This is a genomic window from Escherichia sp. E2661 (assembly GCF_004745185.1).
Taxonomy (GTDB): domain Bacteria; phylum Pseudomonadota; class Gammaproteobacteria; order Enterobacterales; family Enterobacteriaceae; genus Escherichia.
Genome location: NZ_PDIG01000013.1, coordinates 47,969 through 74,329 on the forward strand (window position 1 = coordinate 47,969; position 26,361 = coordinate 74,329).

Annotated in this window: 16 protein-coding genes and 8 pseudogenes; 20 read left to right on the forward strand and 4 right to left on the reverse strand. The window is 48.5% G+C overall.

All coding sequences use genetic code 11. The features are described from left to right. The first annotated feature begins 293 nt into the window (after window positions 1-293). From CRI63_RS06890 to yjiA, 7 genes and pseudogenes are all read left to right on the forward strand, one after another. The gene (locus tag CRI63_RS06890; protein ID WP_135518952.1) at window positions 294-1,241 is read left to right on the forward strand and encodes a 4-hydroxyproline epimerase; all 948 of its coding nucleotides are present in this window, start codon (window positions 294-296) and stop codon (window positions 1,239-1,241) included. Continuing rightward, window positions 1,238-2,348, forward strand: a pseudogene (locus tag CRI63_RS06895) (FAD-dependent oxidoreductase). The gene CRI63_RS06890 and the pseudogene CRI63_RS06895 overlap by 4 nt, the downstream one beginning before the upstream one ends. Then, complete coding sequence (locus CRI63_RS06900) at window positions 2,345-2,608, forward strand: (2Fe-2S)-binding protein (RefSeq protein ID WP_000017085.1); 264 nt, start codon at window positions 2,345-2,347, stop codon at window positions 2,606-2,608. Before CRI63_RS06895 ends, CRI63_RS06900 begins: the two are co-directional and overlap by 4 nt. Further along, window positions 2,589-3,855, forward strand: a pseudogene (locus tag CRI63_RS06905) (FAD/NAD(P)-binding oxidoreductase). The gene CRI63_RS06900 and the pseudogene CRI63_RS06905 overlap by 20 nt, the downstream one beginning before the upstream one ends. 504 nt (window positions 3,856-4,359) lie before the next feature. Further along, window positions 4,360-6,509: pseudogene (btsT, locus tag CRI63_RS06910) on the forward strand (pyruvate/proton symporter BtsT). Between the two features lie 130 nt (window positions 6,510-6,639). Further along, the gene (locus tag CRI63_RS06915; RefSeq protein ID WP_000467859.1) at window positions 6,640-6,843 is read left to right on the forward strand and encodes a YbdD/YjiX family protein; all 204 of its coding nucleotides are present in this window, start codon (window positions 6,640-6,642) and stop codon (window positions 6,841-6,843) included. A gap of 10 nt (window positions 6,844-6,853) precedes the next feature. Further along, a pseudogene (gene yjiA, locus CRI63_RS06920) lies at window positions 6,854-7,809 on the forward strand (GTPase). A gap of 38 nt (window positions 7,810-7,847) precedes the next feature. Here the strand turns inward: yjiA and CRI63_RS06925 are convergent. Both CRI63_RS06925 and CRI63_RS24275 read right to left on the reverse strand, forming a co-directional pair. Continuing rightward, a pseudogene (locus CRI63_RS06925) lies at window positions 7,848-8,144 on the reverse strand (BrnA antitoxin family protein); the annotation flags it as partial. Window positions 8,145-8,158: 14 nt separating this feature from the next. Next, window positions 8,159-8,260, reverse strand: a pseudogene (locus CRI63_RS24275) (BrnT family toxin); the annotation flags it as partial. A gap of 196 nt (window positions 8,261-8,456) precedes the next feature. On the opposite strand from CRI63_RS24275, the gene CRI63_RS06935 reads away from it, so the two are divergent. From CRI63_RS06935 to CRI63_RS06960, 7 genes and pseudogenes are all read left to right on the forward strand, one after another. Then, complete coding sequence (locus tag CRI63_RS06935) at window positions 8,457-9,623, forward strand: restriction endonuclease (RefSeq protein ID WP_000800829.1); 1,167 nt, start codon at window positions 8,457-8,459, stop codon at window positions 9,621-9,623. A 63-nt stretch (window positions 9,624-9,686) separates the two neighbouring features. Beyond that, the gene (locus CRI63_RS06940; RefSeq protein WP_135518958.1) at window positions 9,687-11,306 is read left to right on the forward strand and encodes a class I SAM-dependent DNA methyltransferase; all 1,620 of its coding nucleotides are present in this window, start codon (window positions 9,687-9,689) and stop codon (window positions 11,304-11,306) included. Continuing rightward, window positions 11,296-12,692 (forward strand): annotated as a pseudogene (locus CRI63_RS06945) (restriction endonuclease subunit S). Before CRI63_RS06940 ends, CRI63_RS06945 begins: the two are co-directional and overlap by 11 nt. Before the next feature lie 92 nt (window positions 12,693-12,784). Beyond that, window positions 12,785-16,048, forward strand: coding sequence for an HsdR family type I site-specific deoxyribonuclease (locus CRI63_RS06950; protein WP_135518960.1), 3,264 nt, complete (start codon window positions 12,785-12,787; stop codon window positions 16,046-16,048). Between the two features lie 723 nt (window positions 16,049-16,771). Continuing rightward, window positions 16,772-17,236: a restriction endonuclease subunit S gene (locus CRI63_RS06955; protein ID WP_240782728.1), complete on the forward strand. Its 465-nt coding sequence runs from the start codon at window positions 16,772-16,774 to the stop codon at window positions 17,234-17,236. A 382-nt stretch (window positions 17,237-17,618) separates the two neighbouring features. Beyond that, window positions 17,619-17,897 carry an N-6 DNA methylase gene (locus CRI63_RS24820; RefSeq protein ID WP_346763492.1) on the forward strand — a complete coding sequence of 93 codons (279 nt, stop codon included), beginning with the start codon at window positions 17,619-17,621 and terminating at the stop codon, window positions 17,895-17,897. Further along, entirely contained in the window at window positions 17,824-18,615 is a 792-nt protein-coding gene (locus tag CRI63_RS06960) for an N-6 DNA methylase (RefSeq protein WP_276606365.1), read from the forward strand. The genes CRI63_RS24820 and CRI63_RS06960 overlap by 74 nt, the downstream gene beginning before the upstream one ends. Before the next feature lie 115 nt (window positions 18,616-18,730). Here the strand turns inward: CRI63_RS06960 and CRI63_RS24280 are convergent, their stop codons facing one another. Then, complete coding sequence (locus CRI63_RS24280) at window positions 18,731-18,775, reverse strand: hypothetical protein (RefSeq protein WP_230138863.1); 45 nt, start codon at window positions 18,773-18,775, stop codon at window positions 18,731-18,733. A 250-nt stretch (window positions 18,776-19,025) separates the two neighbouring features. Here CRI63_RS24280 and CRI63_RS06970 point away from each other — a divergent pair, with 250 nt between their 5' ends. After that, window positions 19,026-20,438 (forward strand): PLP-dependent aminotransferase family protein, encoded by a 1,413-nt coding sequence (locus tag CRI63_RS06970; RefSeq protein WP_135518963.1) that lies wholly within the window; start codon window positions 19,026-19,028, stop codon window positions 20,436-20,438. Between the two features lie 241 nt (window positions 20,439-20,679). Here CRI63_RS06970 and CRI63_RS06975 read toward each other — a convergent pair whose 3' ends face one another. Then, entirely contained in the window at window positions 20,680-21,636 is a 957-nt protein-coding gene (locus CRI63_RS06975) for an Rpn family recombination-promoting nuclease/putative transposase (RefSeq protein WP_135518966.1), read from the reverse strand. Window positions 21,637-21,820: 184 nt separating this feature from the next. On the opposite strand from CRI63_RS06975, the gene CRI63_RS06980 reads away from it, so the two are divergent. From CRI63_RS06980 to CRI63_RS07000, 5 genes and pseudogenes are all read left to right on the forward strand, one after another. Next, entirely contained in the window at window positions 21,821-23,101 is a 1,281-nt protein-coding gene (locus CRI63_RS06980; protein ID WP_135518969.1) for a DUF445 domain-containing protein, read from the forward strand. Window positions 23,102-23,218: 117 nt separating this feature from the next. Beyond that, entirely contained in the window at window positions 23,219-24,370 is a 1,152-nt protein-coding gene (locus CRI63_RS06985) for a double-cubane-cluster-containing anaerobic reductase (protein WP_135518972.1), read from the forward strand. Between the two features lie 9 nt (window positions 24,371-24,379). Beyond that, complete coding sequence (gene yjiL / locus CRI63_RS06990; RefSeq protein WP_135518975.1) at window positions 24,380-25,147, forward strand: putative 2-hydroxyacyl-CoA dehydratase activator YjiL; 768 nt, start codon at window positions 24,380-24,382, stop codon at window positions 25,145-25,147. Next, on the forward strand, window positions 25,144-25,401 hold the full coding sequence (locus CRI63_RS06995) for a DUF3343 domain-containing protein (RefSeq protein ID WP_130221721.1): 258 nt from the start codon (window positions 25,144-25,146) through the stop codon (window positions 25,399-25,401). Before yjiL ends, CRI63_RS06995 begins: the two co-directional genes overlap by 4 nt. A 64-nt stretch (window positions 25,402-25,465) precedes the next feature. Beyond that, window positions 25,466-26,327: pseudogene (locus CRI63_RS07000) on the forward strand (YjiK family protein). Window positions 26,328-26,361: the final 34 nt, after the last annotated feature.

Below are 26,361 nucleotides of genomic sequence, written 5' to 3' on the forward strand. Positions count from 1 at the left end.
TTGAGGATGAATGTTTATTAACCTTTAGTTAACATGACAAGTACTGAAAGCGCATTTTGCGATCCTTCCGTGTATTTCCACTTTCCGTTGCTCTCACTACTGACGAACGCTTGTTCTTGGTCTAACACATCACTAACAAGATGATTAATATTAAAAAAATATGACCACTCCTGGTGTCTCGAAATAATTCACTGTGCTGATTTCGTCATTTCCCTTGCAGAAACCCTTCAAGCGATAAAGTTGCAATTACGCCAGCATTTAGAAACATTTCGTTAACCACATGGAGCCAGAGCATGCATGTTCCTCACCAAATCACTGAACTCAGGGCTATCGACTCCCATACCGGAGGCGAGCCGACCCGGTTGATTATTGATGGCTTTCCCGATCTCGGTAGCGGCAGCATGGCCGAACGGCGCGAACGTTTTGCCCGGGAATTTGACAGTTGGCGCAAAGCCATAATTCTTGAGCCACGCGGCAACGACGTGCTGGTCGGCGCGCTACTGTGTGAGCCGGTTTCCCCTGATGCCACGGCGGGTGTCATCTTTTTCAATAATGCCGGATACCTGAATATGTGTGGGCACGGCACTATCGGGCTTATTGCTTCACTGGCCTGGTTAGGTCGTATTAAACCAGGCGTTCACCGCATTGAAACCCCTGTTGGAGATGTAAACGCCACATTGCATGACGATGGCAGTGTGTCAGTTGAAAACGTTCCGGCCTGGCGCTGGCAAAAGCAGGTAAGTGTGGAAACGGCGGTGGGTACAGTTACAGGTGATATCGCCTGGGGTGGCAACTGGTTTTTTCTTATTAATGATCATCCATTTGATATTGTGCCGGAACAGATCCCGCAGTTAACTGAATACGCCTGGGCGGTACGGGAAGGACTCGATAATGCGGGGATCGTCGGTGAAAATGGTGGCATTATCGATCATATCGAACTTTTTGCCGATGACGATCAGGCGGATAGCCGTAGCTTCGTCCTTTGCCCAGGCAAAGCGTGGGATCGTTCTCCCTGTGGCACAGGTACCAGCGCCAAGTTGGCCTGTCTGGCAGAGGACGGAAAACTCGCCCCCGGCGATATCTGGCGCCAGGCCAGTATTATTGGTAGCCAGTTTACGGCTCACTATACCCGCCATGGCGAGAAGATTATCCCCACCATTCGTGGAGAAGCCTGGGTATGCGGCGACAATCGCCTGCTCCTTAATCCGGACGATCCCTTCTGCTGGGGGATTAGCCTGTGAACAGCACGGAGGTCATTGTCATCGGCGCAGGCATCATCGGGGCCGCCTGCGCATGGCAACTGGCAAAACGTGGGGTGAGAGTCACGTTAATTGACGACGGCCGAGCCGGAGCTACAGCTGCAGGGAATGGGGCATCTGGTCTGTATGGATGATGATCCCGCAGAACTGACGCTCTCTGCCTGGTCGCTGGAACTGTGGCGCACGTTGACGCCTCAGTTACCGGAAAGCTGTGCCTGGCGCGGCTGTGGCACATTGTGGCTGGCGGAAACACCAGAAGAACTGGAAATTGCCCGAGAGAAGCAGCGACGTCTGGCATCGCAGAAAGTAAACAGCGAAATGCAAAGCGCCGCACAATTGGCTGAGCGAGAAGTTATGCTACGCCCGGGGTTATCCGGCGGGTTATGGGTGCCGGGCGATGGCATCGTCTATGCCCCAAACGTTGCCCGTTGGTTTATTGCCAATGCGGGCGATAAGCTGACACATCTGGTTGATCCCGCCATTCGTCTGGAAGAACCAACAGTGACATTACAGAGCGGTCGCCAGGTACGCGCCGACGCGATCGTCATCGCCAGTGGTCTGGGAGCCAATACGTTACTGGGGGAGCCATGGCTGCGCGCGAAGAAAGGCCAACTGGCGATTACTGATCGCTATGGTCCACTGGTCAATCACCAACTGGTTGAACTTGGCTACGGCGCCAGTGCTCACGGCGGCGGCACGTCAGTGGCCTTTAATGTGCAGCCTCGTCCCACCGGCCAACTGCTGATTGGCTCTTCGCGTCAGTTCGATAACCAGGATCGCGAACTGGACCTTCCACTCCTGGCCGCGATGCTGTCCAGAGCGCAACACTTTCTGCCGTCTCTGGCAACGCTCAATATTATTCGTTGCTGGAGCGGTTTTCGCGCCGCCTCGCAGGATGGTAATCCCCTTCTCGGCCCGCATCCTTCCCGTGCTGGCGTCTGGCTGGCTCTTGGTCATGAAGGGCTTGGCGTGACCACTGCCCCCGCCAGCGCGTCGCTGTTAGCCGCACAGTTGCTGGGTGAACGTAGCCTCGTATCTCCTTCCCCCTGGCTACCCGCCAGACTTATCTCCCTGGAGGCCAGCGCATGAGTGGCACTATTCGAATTTTTATTGCCGGACAGCCCTGGTTTGTCCCGACGGGTATTAGCGTAGCGGCGGCACTGGCCTTAACCGATAACCCCATTACGCGCCTTTCGGTGAGCGGGCAACCACGTACACCCTTCTGCGGCATGGGCGTTTGCCAGGAGTGTCGGGTGAGCGTTAATGGTCGTCGGGTACCAGGTTGTCAGACCCTTTGCCAGCCAGACATGCAGATTGAAAGGAGCGGATATGCAGACCTTACAGTGTGACATTTTAATTCTCGGTGCAGGTCCGGCGGGGCTATCAGCTGCCCTGGCCGCAGCAAAGTGCGATAAGCAGGTCATCATCCTTGATGATAATCCGCTTCCTGGCGGTCAAATCTGGCGCGATGGCCCACAAAGTCAGCTTCCTCCACTGGCCCGCCATTACCGTGATGCCGTCGCCAACGAATCGCGGATTCGTGTGCTCAACGGAGCGAGGTTAATCGCTCGCCGCAGCGAAAATTGTGTACTGTTCGAAACCGCAGAAGACTACGGCACAGTAAGCTGGAATAAGCTGATTCTCTGCTGCGGTGCACGTGAACTTGCATTACCGTTTCCAGGCTGGACGCTGCCCGGTGTCAGTGGCGCGGGTGGGTTACAGGCACAAGTGAAACAGGGGCTGCACATGGCGAATCAAAAAAGTGGTTATTGCCGGAAGCGGGCCACTATTACTGGCCGTTGCTGACACCGTTCGCCGTGCCGGAGGCGAAGTGGTGGCGATTGTGGAACAAGCCCCACGCGCAGCGCTATTGCGCTTTGGCCTCGGGCTATGGCGTTGGCCGGGTAAGCTGCGCCAACTGGCGACACTATTTCCTCGTCGTTATCTCAGTGCAAGCCAGGTTATCGCTGCTCACGGCGACGCCACATTGCGTGCTGTCACCCTCCGACACAATGGTAGGGAAATCACACTGCCATGCGACAAATTGGCTATTGGCTATGGTCTGGTGCCTAATCTTGAACCAGGGTTGTTCTTCAGTTGTGTCATCAGCAATGATGCCGTGCAGGTGGATGAACTTCAGCGAACCTCGGTTAAAAACATCTATGCAGCCGGTGAATGTACTGGATTTGGTGGCAGTGAACTGGCGCTGATAGAAGGTGAGATAGCCGGGCTTTGTGCGGCCGATCGCGCCCATGAAACCAGGTTTCTGCAACAAAAACGTGCCGGGTGGCAGCGCTTCGCCCTTGCACTTCATAAAACCTTTGCCCTGCCCGAAAGTCTCAAGCGCGTTGCGACACCAGAAACGCTGCTTTGCCGCTGCGAAGACATTCGCTGTAGCGATGTAGAGCAAGCACAAAGCTGGCTGCAGGCCAAATTAACGACCCGCTGCGGCATGGGAGCCTGTCAGGGGAGAACCTGCGCCGCTACCGCTCGATGGTTATACGGCTGGCCATTACCGCAACCGCGAGAACCCCTTTCCCCCTCTCGCTGCGAAACGTTAATTGCCCTGGCGCACCAGCCACCTTCACCACATTAAATCCCTGATAAGGATTTGATGTTAATGGCTTATCCGGTCTGGTAATTCCTACAAATTCAATACATTGCAGAATCTATCCAGGCCAGATAAGCATGGCGCATCTGGCAATTATTGAGGCGCAAACGAGAAATCTATCCAGGCAAAAAAAAATTCGTGATCTCAATCACATATTAGCCTAATGAATAATTCTTGCCCAACCGCTCACCGCCATTCCTGACCGCTTACGTCCCTAATATAACCACTCAGTTATTTACCTTACTTTACGCGCGCGTAACTCTGGCAACATCACTGCAGGATAGCGGTCAATTTACCTCCTCAAACGCAACGCAAACCTAGAACGGCTTCGGCCTATGATTAACAAATTACTCTATGGATTTTGGTTTGCAGGAAGGCAGCAAGTGAGTGAATCCCCTGTCACTTACAAAAGTAAAGTGACAGAGGTGAACGAACGCAGCTGCCGCACCTGTAAGCCAAAAGACGACGAGTAAAATGCCAGGTTTTACTATGGATACGAAAAAACTATTCAAGCACATACCCTGGGTGATTCTCGGAATCATCGGTGCATTCTGCCTCGCGGTAGTTGCATTACGTCGGGGGGAGCACGTCAGCGCCCTGTGGATCGTGGTCGCCTCTGTGTCGGTGTATCTGGTGGCGTATCGCTACTACAGTCTGTACATCGCCCAGAAGGTGATGAAACTCGACCCCACGCGCGCGACGCCTGCGGTTATTAACAACGACGGTCTGAACTACGTTCCGACCAACCGTTACGTGTTGTTTGGTCACCACTTCGCCGCTATCGCCGGTGCCGGTCCGCTGGTTGGTCCGGTGCTCGCCGCGCAGATGGGCTACCTGCCTGGCACGCTGTGGCTGCTGGCGGGGGTAGTGCTGGCCGGTGCGGTACAGGACTTTATGGTGCTGTTTATCTCCTCTCGCCGTAACGGCGCATCTCTCGGTGAGATGATCAAAGAAGAGATGGGACCAGTACCGGGGACTATCGCGCTGTTTGGCTGTTTCTTAATCATGATCATCATCCTCGCCGTCCTGGCGCTGATTGTGGTTAAAGCCCTGGCCGAAAGTCCGTGGGGTGTCTTCACCGTTTGCTCAACCGTACCAATTGCGCTGTTTATGGGTATCTACATGCGCTTTATTCGTCCGGGGCGTGTGGGTGAAGTCTCTGTTATTGGTATCGTGCTGCTGGTTGCCTCTATCTACTTCGGTGGCGTGATTGCTCACGACCCGTACTGGGGTCCGGCACTGACCTTTAAAGACACCACCATTACCTTCGCGCTGGTTGGCTATGCGTTTGTTTCCGCACTGCTGCCGGTGTGGCTGATCCTCGCACCGCGCGACTATCTGGCAACTTTCCTGAAAATCGGCGTTATCGTCGGCCTGGCGCTGGGTATCGTGGTGCTGAACCCGGAACTGAAAATGCCTGCGATGACCCAGTACATTGACGGTACTGGCCCGCTGTGGAAAGGCGCTCTATTCCCGTTCCTGTTCATCACCATCGCCTGTGGTGCGGTATCTGGCTTCCACGCGCTGATCTCTTCCGGTACGACGCCGAAACTGCTGGCTAACGAAACCGACGCGCGTTTCATTGGTTACGGCGCAATGCTGATGGAGTCCTTCGTGGCGATTATGGCGCTGGTTGCTGCGTCTATCATCGAACCGGGTCTTTACTTCGCGATGAACACCCCGCCTGCTGGCCTTGGCATCACCATGCCTAACCTGCATGAAATGGGTGGCGAGAACGCGCCGATCATCATGGCACAGCTGAAAGACGTTACCGCACACGCGGCGGCGACCGTCAGCTCCTGGGGCTTCGTGATTTCGCCAGAGCAGATCCTGCAAACCGCGAAAGACATTGGTGAGCCTTCTGTCCTGAACCGTGCAGGTGGTGCGCCGACGCTGGCGGTAGGTATCGCTCACGTGTTCCACAAAGTGCTGCCGATGGCTGACATGGGCTTCTGGTATCACTTCGGTATTCTGTTCGAAGCACTGTTCATCCTGACCGCGCTGGATGCCGGTACCCGTTCTGGCCGCTTTATGCTGCAAGATCTGTTGGGTAACTTCATCCCGTTCCTGAAAAAACCGACTCTCTGGTTGCCGGTATCATCGGTACTGCGGGCTGTGTGGGTCTGTGGGGCTACCTGCTGTATCAGGGCGTGGTCGATCCGCTGGGCGGCGTTAAGAGCCTGTGGCCGCTGTTCGGTATTTCCAACCAGATGCTGGCAGCCGTAGCGCTGGTACTGGGCACCGTTGTGCTGATTAAGATGAAGCGCACCCAATACATCTGGGTAACTGTTGTTCCGGCTGTATGGCTGCTTATCTGCACCACCTGGGCGCTGGGCCTGAAACTGTTCAGCACCAACCCGCAGATGGAAGGCTTCTTCTACATGGCAAGCCAGTACAAAGAGAAGATTGCTAACGGTACTGACCTGACGGCGCAGCAGATTGCCAACATGAACCACATCGTTGTGAACAACTACACCAACGCAGGTCTGAGTATTCTGTTCCTGATTGTGGTGTACAGCATCATCTTCTACGGTTTCAAAACCTGGCTGAAGGTGCGTAACAGCGACAAACGTACTGACAAAGAAACTCCGTACGTTCCAATCCCGGAAGGCGGCGTGAAGATCTCTTCGCACCACTAATCGGTTGCCGGATGCGCTGCGCGTATCCGGCCTACAAAGTGTCTATCGTAGGCCGGATAAGGCGTTTACGCCGCATCCGGCAAATCCCCAGCCCGGACCTTCCGGGCTTTACGCATATCTGGAAGGCAAAATGTTTGGTAACTTAGGACAGGCAAAAAAATATCTCGGCCAGGCGGCGAAGATGTTGATTGGCATTCCAGACTACGACAACTACGTCGAGCATATGAAGACCAACCATCCCGACAAGCCGTACATGAGCTATGAAGAATTCTTCCGCGAACGCCAGAACGCGCGCTACGGCGGCGATGGTAAAGGCGGTATGCGCTGTTGTTAATGGAGAGAGCATGAACCCGATTGCAGTTACCCTACTCACCGGTTTTTTAGGCGCGGGCAAAACCACCCTGCTGCGCCATATTCTTAACGAACAACACGGCTACAAGATTGCCGTGATTGAAAACGAATTCGGCGAAGTCTCCGTTGATGATCAACTGATTGGCGACCGCGCCACGCAGATCAAAACGCTGACCAACGGCTGCATCTGCTGTTCGCGCTCCAACGAGCTGGAAGACGCCCTACTCGACCTGCTGGATAATCTCGACAAGGGCAATATTCAGTTCGACCGTCTGGTGATTGAATGCACCGGCATGGCCGATCCCGGCCCGATTATTCAGACCTTTTTCTCCCATGAGATTTTATGCCAGCGTTACCTGCTGGATGGCGTGATTGCGCTGGTGGATGCGGTACATGCCGATGAACAGATGAACCAGTTCACCATCGCCCAGTCCCAGGTTGGCTACGCCGACCGTATTCTGCTGACTAAAACCGACGTCGCAGGCGAAGCAGAAAAACTGCGTGAACGTCTGGCACGCATCACGCCCGTGCACCGGTCTACACCGTCACCCACGGCGACATCGACCTGGGCCTGTTGTTCAACACCAACGGTTTTATGCTGGAAGAAAACGTCGTCAGCACCAAACCGCGTTTCCACTTTATCGCGGATAAACAAAACGATATTTCGTCGATTGTGGTGGAACTGGATTACCCGGTAGATATCAGCGAAGTTTCCCGGGTGATGGAAAACCTGCTGCTGGAATCGGCGGATAAACTGCTGCGTTACAAAGGAATGCTGTGGATTGACGGCGAACCTAACCGCCTGCTGTTCCAGGGCGTCCAGCGCCTCTACAGCGCCGACTGGGACCGCCCGTGGGGCGATGAAAAACCGCATAGCACGATGGTGTTTATCGGGATTCAGCTGCCGGAGGAAGAGATTCGGGCGGCGTTTGCGGGGTTGAGGAAGTAATTTTGGATGATGGCCGCCATGTGGCGGCCTGAATTATTTTTGTTCTGATCGCGCAGCATCGCTTCACGTAAAATTGCGTTCAGGCGAGTTTGATAGCCTTTGCCAGGTCGCTTCAGCCATTCCATCACATCAGCATCAATACGCACCGAAGCCTGAGTTTTCAATGGCCGATAAAACTTACCGCGTTCTGCGTTAGACCATTGCTCATCGCTGGAAGGTGGGATATCACTATAATCAATATCTTCGTCGGATTTATTCGCCAGCGCCTTCAGTTCGGCCTCATGCTGCACATCGAGTGTAGAGGAGGTCCCTCGTTTATGTTTAACCATGCTCATAGCGATTCCGTTCGTTGTGAATCATCAAACACTAACACCGCATCTTCAAAGCAGATGCCATGTTTCACCCGATTACCTTTGGCCTTGTTTGCATCCCATTCAAACTCCATTGGCATAGTTGCCATCCCTAATTGTATATACAAAAATGTATGTACAATTATTCTGCAATTATAGCGTTGATGTTGGAAATAGCATCACGTTTCGAATAATCAACCATGAAATTGACAATGTGTGAGTTGGACTTGATTCATCCAATAGAATTTCTCGCCTGACATGGCACACTAAGCACCTCGCTGTCGTTAAGGGATTACCGTGAAAAACTACAAAGTTATTACTCCGCTTTTTCCTACCTATGCGCAAGTTAAGGCTATGATGAAAGCCGTATCAGGCTATTCCCTGAAAGCGGTGCGCAATATGATTACTGCCATTCACGAGCAAACCGGAACGCCGCAAAAACCCGTTGACTGGTCGGAACCTGACCTGTGGATCAGCGAACGCTTAACGGGTGAAGATGCCGACATCGCCCGTCGTATTTGGGATACCGATAATCACATATTGAACCCGCGCCACAGCTACGGCTGCTACTTATTCCTCAACTATCCCCAGTTTGAGCTGATGGAAAGCACGCCAGACGATACCTGGCAGCCCACCTCGCGCGGGCAAAAATTCCTGCAAGATGACGAAAAAACGCTGCGTTCACTGGACGATCAGGAAGGCATTCTGCAACTTCTTGAACTATTAGCTGGCCGCGAAATGTCGCGCCGCGCCGATTTATTGCCGGAATGGCAGGCCTTTTTGCATCAGCATTCGAAATTCGCGTCTGCAAGTTCAGTGAAAAGTACGCTCTACTCCCGTCTCTATAACCTTATCGACCGTGACATGGTTAACCGTGAAGGCATGAGCTATCGCATCACCGATACCGGGCGCGCCTGGCTTGGAAAAGCGTTGCCGGCACGAAAAAGCGATCCACGTAAAGAGCTGCTGGAAGCGGTGAAACGCTACAACGAGCAGCAAAAAGAGCTGCTGCGCGAACAAATCAGCACGATGAACCCGTACAAGTTTGAGCAACTGGTCGGTCAATTACTGGAAGCAATGGGCTACGAGCAGGTCGAAGTGACCAAAGCCTCAGGCGATAAAGGCGTGGACGTGATTGGTCAGGTGCAGGTCGGCATCACCACCATTACAGAAGTGGTGCAGGTCAAAAGAATGCAGAACACTATCACTCGCCCGTATATCGACCAGTTGCGCGGGGCGTTGCCTTACCACAAAGCCATTCGCGGTACGCTCATCACCACCGGGAAATTTGCGGCGAAATGTGCAGAAGCGGCGCTCTTTCCGGGGGCAGCGCCCATTACGCTTATCGACGGCGATCGCTTACTGGAACTGTTAATCGAAAATAACGTCGGCATTCGCCGCAGCAATGCAGTGGAATTGCTGGATGTAGATTTGCAGTTGTTTGATGAGCTGGAGATGGATTAAAGGGCGAAATCTGCCGTCTCTACCATTACAATAGCGACCCAATTTATCTGAACAGAGTTCATCATGGCCAAAGCACCAACTAAAAAAGCCAAAGCAAAGAAAGGCTTTGAAGAAACATTATGGGATACCGCAAACCAACTTCGCGGTAGCGTTGAGTCCTCCGAATACAAGCACGTGGTGTTAAGCCTCGTGTTCCTGAAATTCATCAGCGATAAGTTTGAAGCACGCCGCAAAAAAATGATTGCCGATGGGCAAGCTGACTTCCTTGAGATGGAAGTGTTCTACCAGCAGGACAACATTTTCTACCTGCCGGAAGAGGCGCGCTGGTCGTTTATCAAACAAAATGCCAAACAGGACGATATTGCGGTCCGTATTGACACCGCCCTCTCGACCATAGAGAAACGTAACCCAACCCTGAAAGGCGCGCTGCCAGATAACTACTTCAGCCGTCAGAATCTGGAAACCAAAAAACTGGCGTCACTCATTGATACCATCGACAACATCGAAACGCTGGCACACGAAACTGACGTTGAAACATTATCGAAAGAAGACCTGGTCGGACGCGTTTACGAATACTTCCTCGGTAAGTTTGCCGCTACCGAAGGCAAAGGCGGTGGTGAGTTCTACACGCCCAAATGTGTGGTTACGCTGTTAACTGAAATGCTCGAACCCTTCCAGGGCAAAATTTATGACCCGTGCTGCGGCTCGGCAGGGATGTTCGTGCAGTCGGTGAAGTTTGTCGAGAGCCATCAGGGTAAAAGCCGTGATATCGCGCTGTATGGTCAGGAACTGACAGCCACGACGTATAAACTGGCAAAAATGAACCTCGCCATTCGCGGTCTTTCAGCTAACCTCGGCGAACGCCCGGCAGACACTTTCTTTAGCGACCAGCACCCGGATCTGAAAGCCGACTACATTCTGGCAAACCCGCCGTTCAACCTGAAAGACTGGCGTAATGAAGCCGAATTAACCAAAGACCCACGTTTTGCCGGTTATCGTATGCCGCCAACCGGTAACGCCAACTACGGCTGGATTTTGCATATGCTCTCCAAGCTGTCGGCTAACGGCACAGCAGGTTTTGTGCTGGCAAACGGTTCGATGAGTTCTAACACCAGCGGTGAAGGCGAGATCCGTGCACAGATGATCGAAAATGATCTGATTGACTGCATGATCGCCCTACCTGGACAGTTGTTTTACACCACGCAGATCCCGGTGTGTTTATGGTTTATGACCAAATCGAAGGCTGCCGATCCGGCCAAAGGTTATCGTGATCGTCAGGGCGAGACGCTGTTTATTGATGCGCGTAACCTCGGCACCATGATTAGCCGCACAACTAAAGAGTTAACGACGGAAGATATTGCCACCATCGCCGATACCTATCATGCCTGGCGCAGCACGCCGGAAGAACTGGCTGCACGGATTGCGCGTGGTGACAGCAAGCTGGAAAAATATGAAGACCAGGCAGGCTTTTGCAAAGTTGCGACCCTGCAAGATATTAAAGATAACGACTACGTACTGACACCGGGCCGCTATGTGGGTGCAGCCGAGCAGGAAGAGGACGGCGTGGCATTTGAGACGAAAATGCGTGAATTGTCGAAGACGTTGTTTGAGCAGATGAAGCAGGCGGAAGAACTGGATCGTGCGATTCGCAAGAATTTGGAGGCGCTGGGTTATGGGGAATAAGTGGCCAGAATTCCGTTTGGATGAAATTACGACTTTAATTGTTGATTGTCCTCATTCAACGCCAGAATGGACAGACTCAGGAGTTATTGTTCTCAGAAGTAATAATATCCGCAATGGTGCTTTAGATTTAGCAACCCCTAGTTTTACAACAGAAGAAGGTTATCTAGAACGTATCAAGAGAGCCATTCCCTCTGAAGAAGATATAGTTCTAACCAGAGAAGCGCCAATGGGTGAAGTATGTATAATTCCAAAAGGGATAAAATGCTGCCTGGGACAAAGAATGGTATTAATACGTGCGGATAAATCTCAAGTCATCCCAGAATATCTACTATATGTAATGCAGAGTTCATATATTCAACATCAAATTAGCTGGAATGAAGGTACTGGAACAACCGTAAGCAATATCAGAATACCTAATATTAAAGCATTAAAAATACCTTTACCAAAAATCACTATTCAACGGACAATTGTTTCTAATTTATTAGTGATTGACAAAAAAATAGCAATAAATACTGGGATCAACCAAACCTTGGAACAAATGTCCCAAACCCTTTTCAAATCCTGGTTTGTGGATTTTGATCCAGTGATTGATAACGCTCTGGATGCGGGAAACCCCATCCCGGAAGCCCTGCAAACTCGCGTCGAATTGCGTAAAAAAGTACGTAATAGTGTAGATTTCAAACCACTTTCGGCGGATATCCGCTCGCTTTTCCCAAGTGAATTTGAAGAAACGGAGTTGGGTTGGGTGCCAAAGGGCTGGCATTATAAAAATGCAGAAGAAATAGCAACGATCTCCATAGGAAAAAACGCCGCCTCGTACTCAAAAAGAATGTTTTTGCGACAAAAAAGACAGTAACTATGCATGGGTCTCGATTAAGGATCTAGGAAATTGTAGTGTATTCATTAAAGATAGTAGTGAGTATTTAACTTCTGACGCAGTTAATAGTTATAATGTAAAAATTGTCCCTAAAGATGCTGTATTATTAAGTTTCAAGTTGACAATCGGTAGAATAGCGATAGCCGAAAACATATTAACTACCAATGAAGCAATTGCTCATTTTTATAATATGAAGCATGACGTTAACAAAGAATATTTATATTCATATCTAAAAAAGTTTTGATTATAATTCTTTAGGAAGTACATCTTCTATTGCTACAGCAATAAACTCTAAAATAATAAGAAAAATTCCAGTTCTTGTTCCTGATGGAGACATATTAGAAAAATATAAAAAATCAACAGATATAATATTTCAAAAGATAAAATTTAATAATGGAAACATATGTAACTTAACAGCCCTCCGCGACACCCTGCTCCCGAAACTCATCTCCGGCGAGCTATCCCTGGAAGATCTTCCCGATCTCAGCACCGATACAGAAGCTGCATAACGCATTTTGCCCCTGTAAAATCAGGGGCTTTCTGGTAAGGTTTTCTACTGATACGGGAATGCTTACCAGAAAAGCCAGGGTTGGAGCGCGATATGAGTCTCTCTTTCAGTGAAGCAAAATTAGAACAAGCGATCATTGAACTGTTACAAGATCAGGGGTATCAACACCTGATCGGCGATAATGTCCCACGTTCGAGTCTCGATCAAGTCATCATCGAAGACGATCTCCGTCATTATTTAGCAGCACGCTACCAGCCTGATGGCATTACTGAAGAAGAGATTCAGCGACTGATCAAACAGTTCACCACGCTTCCGGCCTCCGATCTTTATGAAAGCAACAAAACATTTTGTCGCTGGCTGGCAAATGGTTTTCTGTTCAAACGCGACGATCGGCAACAAAAAGATCTCTATATTGAATTGCTCGACACCCGGCATCTACCTGCCGCACTGCGCCAGATATTTGACGCCGAAGATGTCCCGTTGCAACAGGCGGCGGAACTCCCGCCCTCCTATATTAATCCGCCGCTTAACCGGATTAAGATTGTTAACCAGCTTAAAATCTCCGGCAAAGATAATCAGACTCGTATTCCTGACGGCATTCTCTATATCAACGGTCTGCCACTGGTCGTCTTTGAATTTAAAAGTGCGGTGCGCGAGCAGGAAGCCAGTATTGGCGATGCCTGGAAACAGCTCTGTAAACGCTATCGCCGGGATATTCCGCAACTGTTTATCTACAACGCGCTCTGCATTATTAGCGATGGCGTAAATAACCGGATGGGCAACCTGTTTGCGCCCTATGAATATTTTTACTCATGGCGCAAAGTCACCGGTAATGAAAACCGTGAACAGGACGGAATTCCATCATTGCACTCAATGATTCAGGGGCTGTTTCATCCGGTACGTCTGCTGGACGTGATTAAAAACTTTATCTGCTTCCCGGATAAAGCCAAGCACGAAGTAAAAATTTGCTGCCGATATCCGCAGTACTATGCCGCTCGCAAACTCTATTACAGCATCAAGCAAGCGCGTAAACCTTTCGGTAGCGGTAAAGGCGGCACCTACTTTGGCGCAACGGGCTGTGGCAAAAGTTACACCATGCAATTTTTAACGCGTCTTTTGATGAAGAGCGTGGAGTTTGCCAGCCCGACCATTGTTTTGATCACCGACCGCACCGATCTGGACGATCAGCTTTCTGCGCAAATGTGCAACGCCAAAAATTACATTGGCGACGACACCATCGTTCCTGTTACCAGCCGTGAAGATTTGCGTAATCAACTGGCGGGACGCAATAGTGGCGGTGTATTCCTGACAACGATCCATAAATTCACCGAAGACACCGAACTCCTTTCTGAACGCAGCAATATCATTTGCATCTCGGACGAAGCACATCGCAGCCAGGTTAACCTCGACCAGAAAGTCATCGTCGATAAAGAAAGCGGAAAAGTGCGCAAAACTTATGGCTTTGCGAAATACCTGCACGATTCACTGCCAAATGCCACCTATGTTGGCTTTACCGGCACACCGATTGACGCGACGCTCGATGTCTTCGGTGAGGTGATCGACAGTTACACCATGACCGAATCCGTTCAGGATGAAATCACTGTACGCATCGTGTACGAAGGCCGTGCAGCTAAAGTGATCCTGGACTCCAGCAAACTGGAAGAAGTCGAAAAGTATTACGAAGAGTGCGCAAACGCAGGCACCAATGAGTGGCAAATCGACGAAAGCAAAAAAGCCACCGCAACCATGAATGCGGTTCTGGGTGATGAAGATCGATTAAAAGCCCTCGCGGAAGATTTTGCCAAACATTATGAAAAACGCGTAGCCGAAGGCTCCACCGTAAAAGGCAAAGCCATGTTTGTTTGTGCCAGCCGTGAAATTGCCTGGGATTTCTACCGTCAGCTTAAAGCTATTCGCCCTGCCTGGTTTGAAGTGAAGCAAGCACCCGATGGCGTCGTCCTGACGGAACAGGAGCAGAAAGAGTTACCGCCTTCTGAAATGGTGAAGATGGTCATGACGCGCGGTAAAGATGACGACGAGGCGCTTTATGATTTACTGGGCACAAAAGAATATCGTAAAGAGCTGGATAAGCAGTTCAAAAACGCTAAATCGAATTTCAAAATTGCCATTGTTGTTGATATGTGGCTGACCGGTTTCGACGTCCCGGAACTGGATACCATTTATATTGATAAACCCTTACAAAAACATAATCTTATCCAGACCATTTCTCGCGTTAACCGTAAACTGGAAGGTAAAAGTAAAGGGTTAGTGGTGGACTACATCGGCATTAAGAGTCAGATGAACCAGGCACTGGCAATGTATTCCCGCATTGATGCCACCAACTTTGAAGATATTCAGCAATCGGTAATAGAAGTTAAAAACCATCTCGATTTGTTGGGGCAAGTCTTTTACGAATTTGACAGTCGGGATTATTTTAGTGGTGAGCCACAAGCGCAATTATCCTGCCTCAACCGCGCGGCGGAATTCGTTCTGCGTACCCAGAAAGTTGAACGTCGGTTTATGGGACTGGTTAAACGCATGAAAGCCGCCTACGACGTCTGCTGCGGCAGCGAAGCATTATCACAGACAGAACGTGACTATATTCACTATTATCTTGCTGTTCGTTCAATTGTTTTCAAACTGACGAAAGGTGACGCACCGGATGTCACTCAGATGAATGCACGCGTTCGTGAAATGATTGCAGAAGCGTTAAAAGCTGATGGCGTAGAAGAAATTTATTTTCTTGGCGATAAAAAAGCAGAATCCATCGATATTTTTGACGAAGATTATCTGGCGCGAATTAACAAGATCAAACTTCCGGCAACGAAGATCCAGTTATTACAAAAATTACTGGAAAAAGCGATCAGCGACTTCAAGAAAGTGAACCAGTTGCAAGGGATTAACTTCACCCGCCGCTTCCAGGCGATTATAGATCGTTATAATGAGCGGCGAGAAGATGATGTACTCAACGGTGAAGAATTCGATACATTCAGTCAGGAAATGACCGATATTATCTATGATATTAAAACCGAAATGGGCACCTGGGCCGATTTAGGTATTGATATTGAAGAAAAAGCGTTTTACGACATTCTTGCTCATATGCGCGATAAATATCAGTTTACTTATGATGATGAAAAAATGCTGTCACTGGCAAAAGAGATGAAAAGCGTGGTTGACAACACATCGAAATATCCTGACTGGAGTAAACGCGATGATATTAAAGCGAAACTGAAAGTTGAACTTATTCTGCTTCTACACAAGCATAAGTTCCCGCCAGTAGCGAATGATGATGTTTATATGGGTGTGCTGGCACAGGCAGAGAATTTTAAAGAACATCATATGAGTGCTTTAAATTAATTATGAAGGCCGGATAATTCAATAATTATTCGGCTTACTCATTTATAAATATGGTAAAAACATCGTAACAATATCTATAATATCATAGTCTAAAAAAATCACGCTTACTCATTAAAAATATAAGTATTTTCACATTATGGGTAAAAATACCATTCTCTTTTTGAGCTTAACAAATACAGACTCTATCCATTCATAAAAGATCCGTGCATAAATTTCATTTATCGCAGCACAACCAGAGCACAACATAACAACCACAGAAATTTAACTTAAGTTAATAAATTTAAAACATATAATACACAAAATTGGTCATCTGATCTTTAGCGGAAAAAAAATCATGACTGTAGAGTCATCATGTATTAACTATTTTTCCAGATATCACACCATTAAAAAATAACAAAAAAAATCAATAAGTTATAGAATTTTCAAAAATAACACATAACATTAATCTGATGCTCTCCAAAAAAATTAAGCAGTGCAGGGTGACAACCCCATAGCAGTACGCTACCTTACTGAAAAATTGCTTAGTACGATACTGAAAGTTAGAAGGAGCCACACCATGAGGAAAAAGAAAGGGTTAAACCGAGTTATTTGCTTGTTTTTGATAACAATTTTATCACATTTAGTGTCTGATGATGATATCCTATTATTTCAGTTAGAGGATCTGTCAAAAGCAAATACCTCTATGGGTATTCATCTTTCCGTTGATTTCAAACATGAGACCAAATGATGATGAAAAATCTATCAGAGATAGCATATGTTTTTGGTGGACACTCATTTCGTACCAAAGCTGAAACTGCAACAGGTTGCATCAAACTTATTCAGATAAAAGATATACAGGCAGGCATATTTGGTGATTTCTCGTCACTTCCCTTTGCAGATCTTTCAGAAAAAAAACTAAAATTCAACCTAAAAACAAATGATATTCTTTTACCTTTAAGGGGCGAAAGGATAGCTGCAATGATGATAGATAATGAAAATAATGTTGCAGTTACTACAACGAATCAAATTGCCATTATAAGAATTAATAGCAATTTGATCTATCCAGAGTATTTGTTATATTTTTTAAATGCACCGAAAGGTATTAATCTGATAAATGAACTACAAGGTAACGGATTGGTTACAAACCTTAGCATAAAAAAAACTTGCAACATTAACATTACCGATTCCATCATTGGATATTCAATATGAAGTTATTAACCTTTATAACATGTGGACAGAACAAAAAGAGACCTTGTGTAGTTTAATAGAAAATGGTTCTGCATTGTGTCATGCAACAATTAATAAGTTAATCTACAAAGGAGAGTAAATGTGAAAATACAAGATTTTATAAGCATATTACAATCAATCCCCTGCAATTCCCTGGATAAATACCAGAAAATGCTTATTTGTTTTGAAGCTACTGTACTAACTTATTTACATGAGGAATCTACCAAGAAAATTACATCAGTAAGCGAAATGGATATTGAACACATTTATAGACACTCGCCGTCACTAAATAAAAACAAAGTAACATGGGATGAGTTTTCTTATATATTTTTCAGATATAATCTTTCATATAAAATCCTCTAACATGGATGTCAATCAATATATATCAAATATATTTCACCACCTTTGTTATGATTATTACCACAAAGAATTCTCTAAAATAGACATTATTAATATAATCACCTCGAATATTGAGCAACTAAGACCTCTATCTCAAAGGCATCATACCCCTAATGAGTTGGTTGAATTAATGAGTAAAATAGTCAACATCCAAGATGGCGATATTTTTTATGATCCTGCATGTGGTTCAGGTGAGTTCATTTCTGCAATGTTTAATAAAAAATGTCATGATTTATGGTACTGAAAGTATCATAGAAAGATCTAAAATATCAAAATTGAAAATGCTCGTAACCGAAAACAATCCTTTAAATATTACAACACCATATTTTAACGATAACAATCTACCTGAAAAATTTGATATTATTTTATCCAATCCACCTTTCTCTCTAAAAATACCTAAAAATACGCAAAAACATTTTTGTATTTATGGAGAACCAGTTGTTTCAAATGCTGACTTTATATTTTTACAATTCTGCATTTACAAGTTAAAAAATAATGGGCGCGCTGCTATCATCATGCCGGATAGCGTTTTATTTAGAAGTGGGAAAGAACAAGAAATACGTAAGTCATTTATTGAAAAAGGTCATATTTCCACCATTATTTTTTTACCGAAAGGTATTTTTAGAAACACTTCTGTACCAACAAGCATTTTGCTGCTACGCAAGCAAAATGACTATGATGACATCCTATTCATTGATGCAAGAGATAAAACAACCTTCAACAACGACCTTATAATTAATTTGTTTACTGAACGTAAAAATAATAAGTTATCGAAGATTGTAAAAAAATCAGAAATTGCTGATAATGATTATAACTTGTCAGCAGCATTATATTTTAAAGAAGAAACAGAAACACCAGAAATAGAACAATTAATAGGCAATCAAAAATACCTCAGCAGTAAATTACAGGATTTGCATTATGATTTCATTCACACTATATCCAGATTATCACAAAAAATTTAATAATTTGCTGCAAAACGCCACGCTAAGTCTCTCTCCCCTTCCCCACACAGGAAGGGGAATTTTCCCCCCTCACTCCACATCCTCCCTGCGTAACCCAATATCCCTCAACCGCTCATCACTCATCTGCTGTAACACGCGCCGGGTCTGCTTTTTCAGCCACCAGGTCCTCACCGCCTGCCAGAGTTGTGCGATGCCAGTAAACGGCGCTTTAGCTTTGTTTTCGTGAAATTCCATCTGCTGCCTCCTCATCTTTCAGAGGCTTCATCATCCGCCTTCTGGCAGTTCACAATACAGATGCAAATATTACTTTTATTTAACATACAGACAGGTTAAAACAGCATCTGCATCCGGTTTTTTAGCCTCATCTGTACCGGTTTTTCTCTCTGTATGGTCCAAATAAGGAATACAGCATGACGCGTTATCAACATCTGGCGACTCTACTTGCCGAGCGGATTGAGCAAGGGCTGTATCGTCACGGGGAGAAATTACCGTCGGTGCGCAGCTTAAGTCAGGAGCACGGCGTCAGCATCAGCACCGTGCAGCAGGCGTATCAGACGCTGGAGACGATGAAGCTCATCACTCCGCAGCCGCGTTCGGGTTATTTTGTCGCACAACGTAAAGCCCAGCCGCCAGTACCGCCGATGACGCGTCCGGTGCAGCGCCCGGTGGAGATTACCCAGTGGGACCAGGTACTGGATATGCTGGTAGCGCACAGCGACAGTTCCATTGTTCCGTTAAGCAAAAGCACGCCGGATGTCGAAACGCCCAGCCTGAAACCGCTGTGGCGGGAGCTAAGCCGGGTGGTGCAGCATAATCTGCAAACCGTTCTCGGTTATGACTTGTTAGCCGGTCAGCGAGTGTTGCGAGAGCAGGTTGCCCGCCTGATGCTCGACAGCGGCTCGGTGGTCACCGCCGATGACATCATTATCACCAGCGGCTGCCATAACTCGATGTCGCTGGCGTTAATGGCGGTATGTAAACAGGGCGATATTGTCGCAGTCGAATCCCCCTGTTATTACGGTTCAATGCAGATGCTGCGCGGTATGGGCGTGAAAGTGATTGAAATCCCAACCGATCCAGAAACAGGCATCAGCGTTGAAGCGCTGGAACTGGCGCTGGAACAGTGGCCGATTAAAGGCATCATTCTGGTGCCAAACTGTAATAATCCGCTGGGATTTATTATGCCGGACGCGCGCAAACGGGCCGTTCTCTCTCTCGCTCAGCGTCATGATATTGTAATTTTTGAAGATGATGTCTACGGCGAACTGGCAACGGAGTATCCGCGCCCGCGGACCATTCATTCCTGGGATATCGACGGCCGGGTGCTGCTGTGCAGCTCGTTCAGTAAAAGCATTGCGCCTGGCCTGCGCGTGGGTTGGGTCGCGCCGGGACGTTATCACGATAAACTGATGCATATGAAATATGCCACCAGCAGCTTTAATGTGCCGTCCACGCAAATAGCGGCGGCAACGTTTGTGCTGGAAGGTCACTATCATCGCCATATCCGGCGGATGCGGCAGAACTATCAGCGCAATATGGCGCTTTATACCTGCTGGATACGGGAATATTTTCCCTGCGAAATCTGTATTACGCGCCCGAAAGGCGGATTTTTACTGTGGATAGAATTGCCTGAACAGGTCGATATGGTCTGCGTCGCGCGGCAACTGTACCGCATGAAAATCCAGGTGGCGGCAGGCTCGATTTTCTCGGCTTCCGGTAAATACCGTAATTGTCTGCGTATCAACTGCGCTTTGCCGCTCAGCGAAACCTATCGCGAAGCACTGAAGCAAATTGGCGAGGCCGTGTATCGGGCAATAGAATAATTTCGAATAAGTGGCGAGGCCCCTGATTTACTCTCACGAATAGCGTGTGACTCGTTTTATCTTTGCAGGGTCATCGCCACGTTCCAGCATGACTTAGGCAAAGTGCGCTTTGTTCATGCCGGATGCCATGTGAACGCCTTATCCGGCCTACAAACCGCGCAAATTCAATAGATTGCAGAGATAATGTAGACCTGATAAGCGTAGCGCATCAGGCTGCTTTGCGTTTGTCATCAGTCTCTGATTAGTACTCGATCCATGGATCGCGCTTGCTTTCAGGCAAGGGCTGATCTAATGCCTGCATTTGCTCTGCCGAAAGTCCGGTATATCGTTGTATCCATTCAGGATCCGCCCCATTCTGCAACAACAATCGGAGGAGGCTCTGTTCCCCTTCTTCTTTCCCTTCTTTCCTCCCCCTCTCCCTTCCCAACAGCCATCCATCATTATGAATTCGCTCTGCAATCGTCATTATTCGCTCCCTGTGTTGAGGCATTCGACGGGTTAGTTCGCTGATAAACTCTTTAAAACTCGCTTCATCGCCAGCCAGTAAAATGTAATTTAACAGCGCGGTTATCTGGCTGTCATTAGCGCACCCTGTAACCAGTAATACTGCCAGTTGATCAATAAGCCCCATTAGATCGCGCTGGCGAATATGCTTTTGGATCAACTCCAACAGGGCGACTCTGCGGTGCTGCACAATCTCGTCGTCTGGCACGACAGTGATATCCACCAGCGGGAACGCGGCGGTATAAAGCTTCCGTGCGGTAGTCGGGTCGGCAAATTCGTCCAGCCAGCACAAAGACCAGGGGTAAGGACTACGGCTACCGTGATAAAACAGCATCGGGATGACCAGCGGTAGCGGCTGGCGTTTATCATGCTCGATATGGCGCTGCATCACCGCCATGGAATAGCGCATCAGGCGAAAGGCCATATGAATATCCTCACGGCTCTGATGTTCAATCACTACATAGATATAGCCATCGCCTTCGCGGGTCTTTACCGACCACAGAATATCGGAATGTAGCGCCCGCAATTTTTCATCGACAAAGCTGGCGGATTCCAGTTTTAAGGTGTCGAGATCGCACAGTTCACGTAAATCTTTAGGTAAGTGGATCTCCATAAAATCCCGCGCGGTGTCAGGGTGCGTGAGAAAGGATTTAAATAATGCGTCATGCGGCGTGCTGGTCGTGAAGTTTGTCATGGCGATCCGTCACCTGTTGATAAGATAGCCCGACTTTAGCGACTAACAAAACCATTCTCACCTGGCAATTTCCCATTCCCCGAGGCACTTTCCAGGCTATTTTTGTTCTCCTGCAAGCGATACATTTTTATGGAAGATATCTCGCTTTTTGCGTTTTCTTACCGTCAGGCTCTATTCTTACGATATGAATAAAATCATTGAACTCCGACGCGCCAAAATGCTGGCGCTCTCTTTGCTGCTCGTTGCTGCCGCGACTTTTATCGTTACGCTGTTTTTGCCGCCCAATTTTTGGGTGAGCGGCGTGAAGGCGATTGCCGAAGCGGCGATGGTCGGCGCGCTGGCGGACTGGTTTGCGGTGGTGGCGCTGTTTCGCCGCGTGCCGATTCCGATCATTTCTCGTCATACGGCGATTATCCCGCGTAATAAAGACCGAATTGGCGAAAATCTCGGTCAGTTCGTGCAGGAAAAATTTCTCGATACCCAATCGCTGGTAGCGCTAATCCGGCGTCATGAACCGGCGTTGTTAATTGGCAACTGGTTTAGTCAGCCGGAAAACGCCCGTCGCGTTGGGCAGCATCTGTTGCAGATCATGAGTGGTTTTCTCGAACTGACCGATGATGCGCGTATTCAGCGTCTGCTTAAGCGCGCGGTGCATAAGGCGATCGATAAAGTGGATCTTTCCGGCACCAGTGCATTGATGCTGGAGAGCATGACCAAAAACGATCGTCATCAGGTACTGCTCGATACGTTGATCGCACAACTGATCGCCCTTCTCCAGCGCGATAAATCGCGCAAGTTTATTGCCCAGCAAATTGTTCGCTGGCTGGAGAGCGAGCATCCGCTGAAAGCCAAAATTTTGCCTACCGAATGGCTGGGCGAACACAGTGCGGAGTTGGTTTCTGACGCCGTGAATTCTTTGCTTGATGATATCAGCCGCGATCGCGCACATCAGATCCGCCATGCGTTTGATCGCGCTACCTTCGCGCTGATCGAGAAACTGAAAAACGATCCGGAAATGGCGGCGCGGGCCGATGCCGTGAAAAGTTATCTGAAAGAAGATGAAGCATTTAACCGCTATCTTGGTGAATTGTGGGGAGATTTGCGGGAGTGGTTGAAAGCGGATATCAACAGCGAAGATTCTCGCGTGAAAGAACGTATTGCTCGTGCAGGACAGTGGTTTGGCGAGACGTTAATTGCCGATGATGCCCTGCGCGCCTCGTTAAATGGTCATCTGGAACAGGCCGCGCACCGCGTCGCGCCAGAGTTTTCAGCATTCCTGACTCGCCACATCAGCGATACGGTAAAAAGCTGGGATGCGCGCGATATGTCGCGGCAGATCGAGTTAAATATTGGCAAGGACCTCCAGTTTATCCGTGTTAACGGCACGCTAGTCGGCGGTTGTATTGGGCTGATATTGTATCTTTTATCGCAAATTCCGACCTTGTTACCCCTCGGCAACTTTTAGAAATCGATGATAAAAGCTAAATGGCTAACCGCGAGAGAGATCAAATAAACCACACTTAAAACATGGTAATAATGTGGCCTCTTTTCATTATCTCCCGTGTTACGGGGAAGGAAAATCATGTCACTTGTCACCGATCTACCCGCCATTTTCGATCAGTTCTCCGAAGCTCGCCAGAAAGGCTTTCTCACCGTCATGGATCTCAAAGAGCGCGGCATTCCGCTGGTTGGCACCTATTGTACGTTTATGCCACAAGAGATCCCGATGGCAGCCGGCGCTGTTGTGGTTTCGCTCTGTTCCACCTCTGATGAAACCATTGAAGAAGCCGAGAAAGATCTGCCGCGTAACCTCTGCCCGCTAATCAAAAGCAGCTACGGCTTCGGCAAAACCGACAAATGCCCCTACTTCTACTTTTCTGATCTGGTGGTCGGTGAAACCACCTGCGACGGCAAAAAGAAAATGTACGAATACATGGCGGAGTTTAAGCCCGTTCATGTCATGCAATTACCAAACAGCGTGCAAGACGATGCCTCGCGTGCATTATGGAAAGCCGAGATGCTTCGCTTACAAAAAGCGGTGGAAGAACGTTTTGGGCACGAGATCACCGAAGACGCGTTGCGCGATGCCATTGCACTGAAAAACCGTGAACGTCGCGCACTGGCCAACTTTTATCATCTGGGGCAGTTAAATCCTCCGGCACTCAATGGCGGCGACATTCTGAAAGTGGTCTACGGCGCAACCTTCCGGTTCGATAAAGAGGCGTTGATCAATGAACTGGATGCGATGACTGCCCGCGTTCGTCAGCAATGGGAAGAGGGCCAGAGACTGGACCCGCGGCCACGAATTTTAATTACCGGTTGCCCGATTGGCGGCGCGGCAGAAAAAGTCGTGCGCGCGATTGAAGAAAACGGTGGCTGGGTGGTTGGTTATGAAAACTGTACCGGCGCGAAAGCGACCGAGCAATGCGTGGCGGAAACGGGCGATGTGTATGACGCGCTGGCGGATAAATATCTGGCAATTGGCTGTTCCTGTGTTTCGCCAAACGATCAACGCCTGAAAATGCTCAGCCAGATGGTGAAGGAGTATCAGGTCGATGGCGTGGTCGATGTAATTTTACAGGCGTGCCATACCTACGCGGTGGAATCGCTGGCGATTAAACGCCACGTTCGTCAGCAGCATAACGTTCCTTACATCGCCATAGAAACAGACTACTCCACATCGGATATCGGACAACTCAGTACCCGCGTCGCAGCCTTTATTGAGATGTTGTAAGGAGCGGTGGTGACATATTCGATTGGCATTGATTCTGGTTCTACCGCCACCAAAGGGATCTTACTGGCAGACGGCGTGATTACGCGCCGTTTCCTTGCTCCTACGCCATTTCGTCCGGCAACGGCAATTACTGAAGCCTGGGAAACTCTGCGTGAAGGGTTAGAGACAGTGCCGTTTCTGACGCTGACCGGTTACGGGCGGCAACTGGTGGATTTTGCCGATAAACAGGTGACGGAAATCTCCTGCCACGGGCTGGGCGCACGCTTTCTTGCGCCAGCAACGCGCGCGGTAATCGACATCGGTGGTCAGGACAGCAAAGTCATTCAGCTTGATGCCGACGGTAACCTGTGCGACTTCCTGATGAATGACAAATGCGCGGCAGGCACCGGGCGTTTTCTGGAAGTCATTTCCCGCACATTGGGCGCCAGCGTCGAGGAACTCGACAGCATCACCGAAAATGTACCACCGCACGCCATCAGCAGCATGTGTACTGTGTTTGCCGAATCGGAAGTGATCAGTCTGCGTTCTGCGGGCGTACCAGCGGAATCGATTCTCGCCGGAGTGATTAACGCTATGGCGCGGCGCAGCGCCAATTTCATTGGTCGCCTCTCTTGTGAAGCGCCGATTCTGTTCACTGGCGGCGTGAGTCACTGTCAGAAGTTTACCCACATGCTGGAAAACCATCTGGGAATGCCGGTACAAACTCACCCTGATGCGCAATTCGCTGGCGCAATTGGCGCGGCGGTGATTGGTCAGCGGCAGAGAAAACGCACATGAAAGAGTATCTGTTTTTATTTCACTCAACCGTCGGCGTTGTACAAACGCGTAAGGCGTTACAGGCAGCAGGGATGACTTTTCGCGTCGCCGATATTCCCCGAGAGTTACGCGGCGGCTGTGGGTTATGCATCTGGCTGACCTGTCTTCCTGGCGAAGAAACACAATGGGTAATCCCCGGTCATACGGAATCAGTTTATTGCCAGCAGGATGGTGGCTGGCGCTGCATTGCACATTACGGGGTTTCTCCGCGTTAAGGATTCATTAAGATCGCTACGTATACTTCTCGATATCTTATTGATTTGCCTTAAAGGGATTACCGTGACAAAAAGTATTTCGTTAAGTAAACGCATCTCCGTTATTGTGATTCTTTTTGCCATTGTGGCAGTGTGTACTTTCTTCGTGCAATCTTGCGCCCGTAAAAGCAATCATGCAGCGTCATTTCAGAATTACCACGCCACCATTGACGGCAAAGAAATTGCAGGCGTAACGAATAATATCTCCTCGCTGACCTGGTCGGCACAGAGCAATACCCTGTTTAGCACTATCAACAAACCTGCCGCCATTGTTGAAATGACCACCAATGGCGATTTGATCCGCACTATTCCTCTGGATTTTGTTAAAGATCTCGAGACGATCGAATACATTGGCGATAATCAGTTTGTCATTAGCGATGAGCGCGATTATGCCATTTATGTGATTTCACTAACCCCAAACTCGGAAGTAAAAAATCCTCAAAAAAATAAAAATCCCGCTGCAGGAATCCCCAACTAATTGCGGTTTTGAAGGGTTGGCCTACTCTCGCCAGGATCACACTTTCTGGTTTTTTAAAGAGAAAAACCCGATTGAGGTCTACAAAGTTAACGGGCTGTTAAGTAGCAATGAATTGCACATCAGCAAAGACAAGGCACTACAACGGCAATTTACTTTAGATGATGTGTCCGGCGCAGAATTTAACCAACAAAAAAATACGCTTCTGGTGCTGTCTCATGAATCACGCGCACTCCAGGAAGTAACGCTGGCTGGCGAGGTTATCGGTGAAATGTCACTAACCAAAGGCAGTCGAGGTTTGTCGCATAACATCAAACAGGCCGAAGGGGTTGCGATGGATGCCTCTGGTAATATTTATATCGTTAGCGAACCAAATCATTTTTATCGCTTTACCCCTAAATCATCACATTAACAGGCTGGCATGTTTCGCCTTTTTGTTATTAACT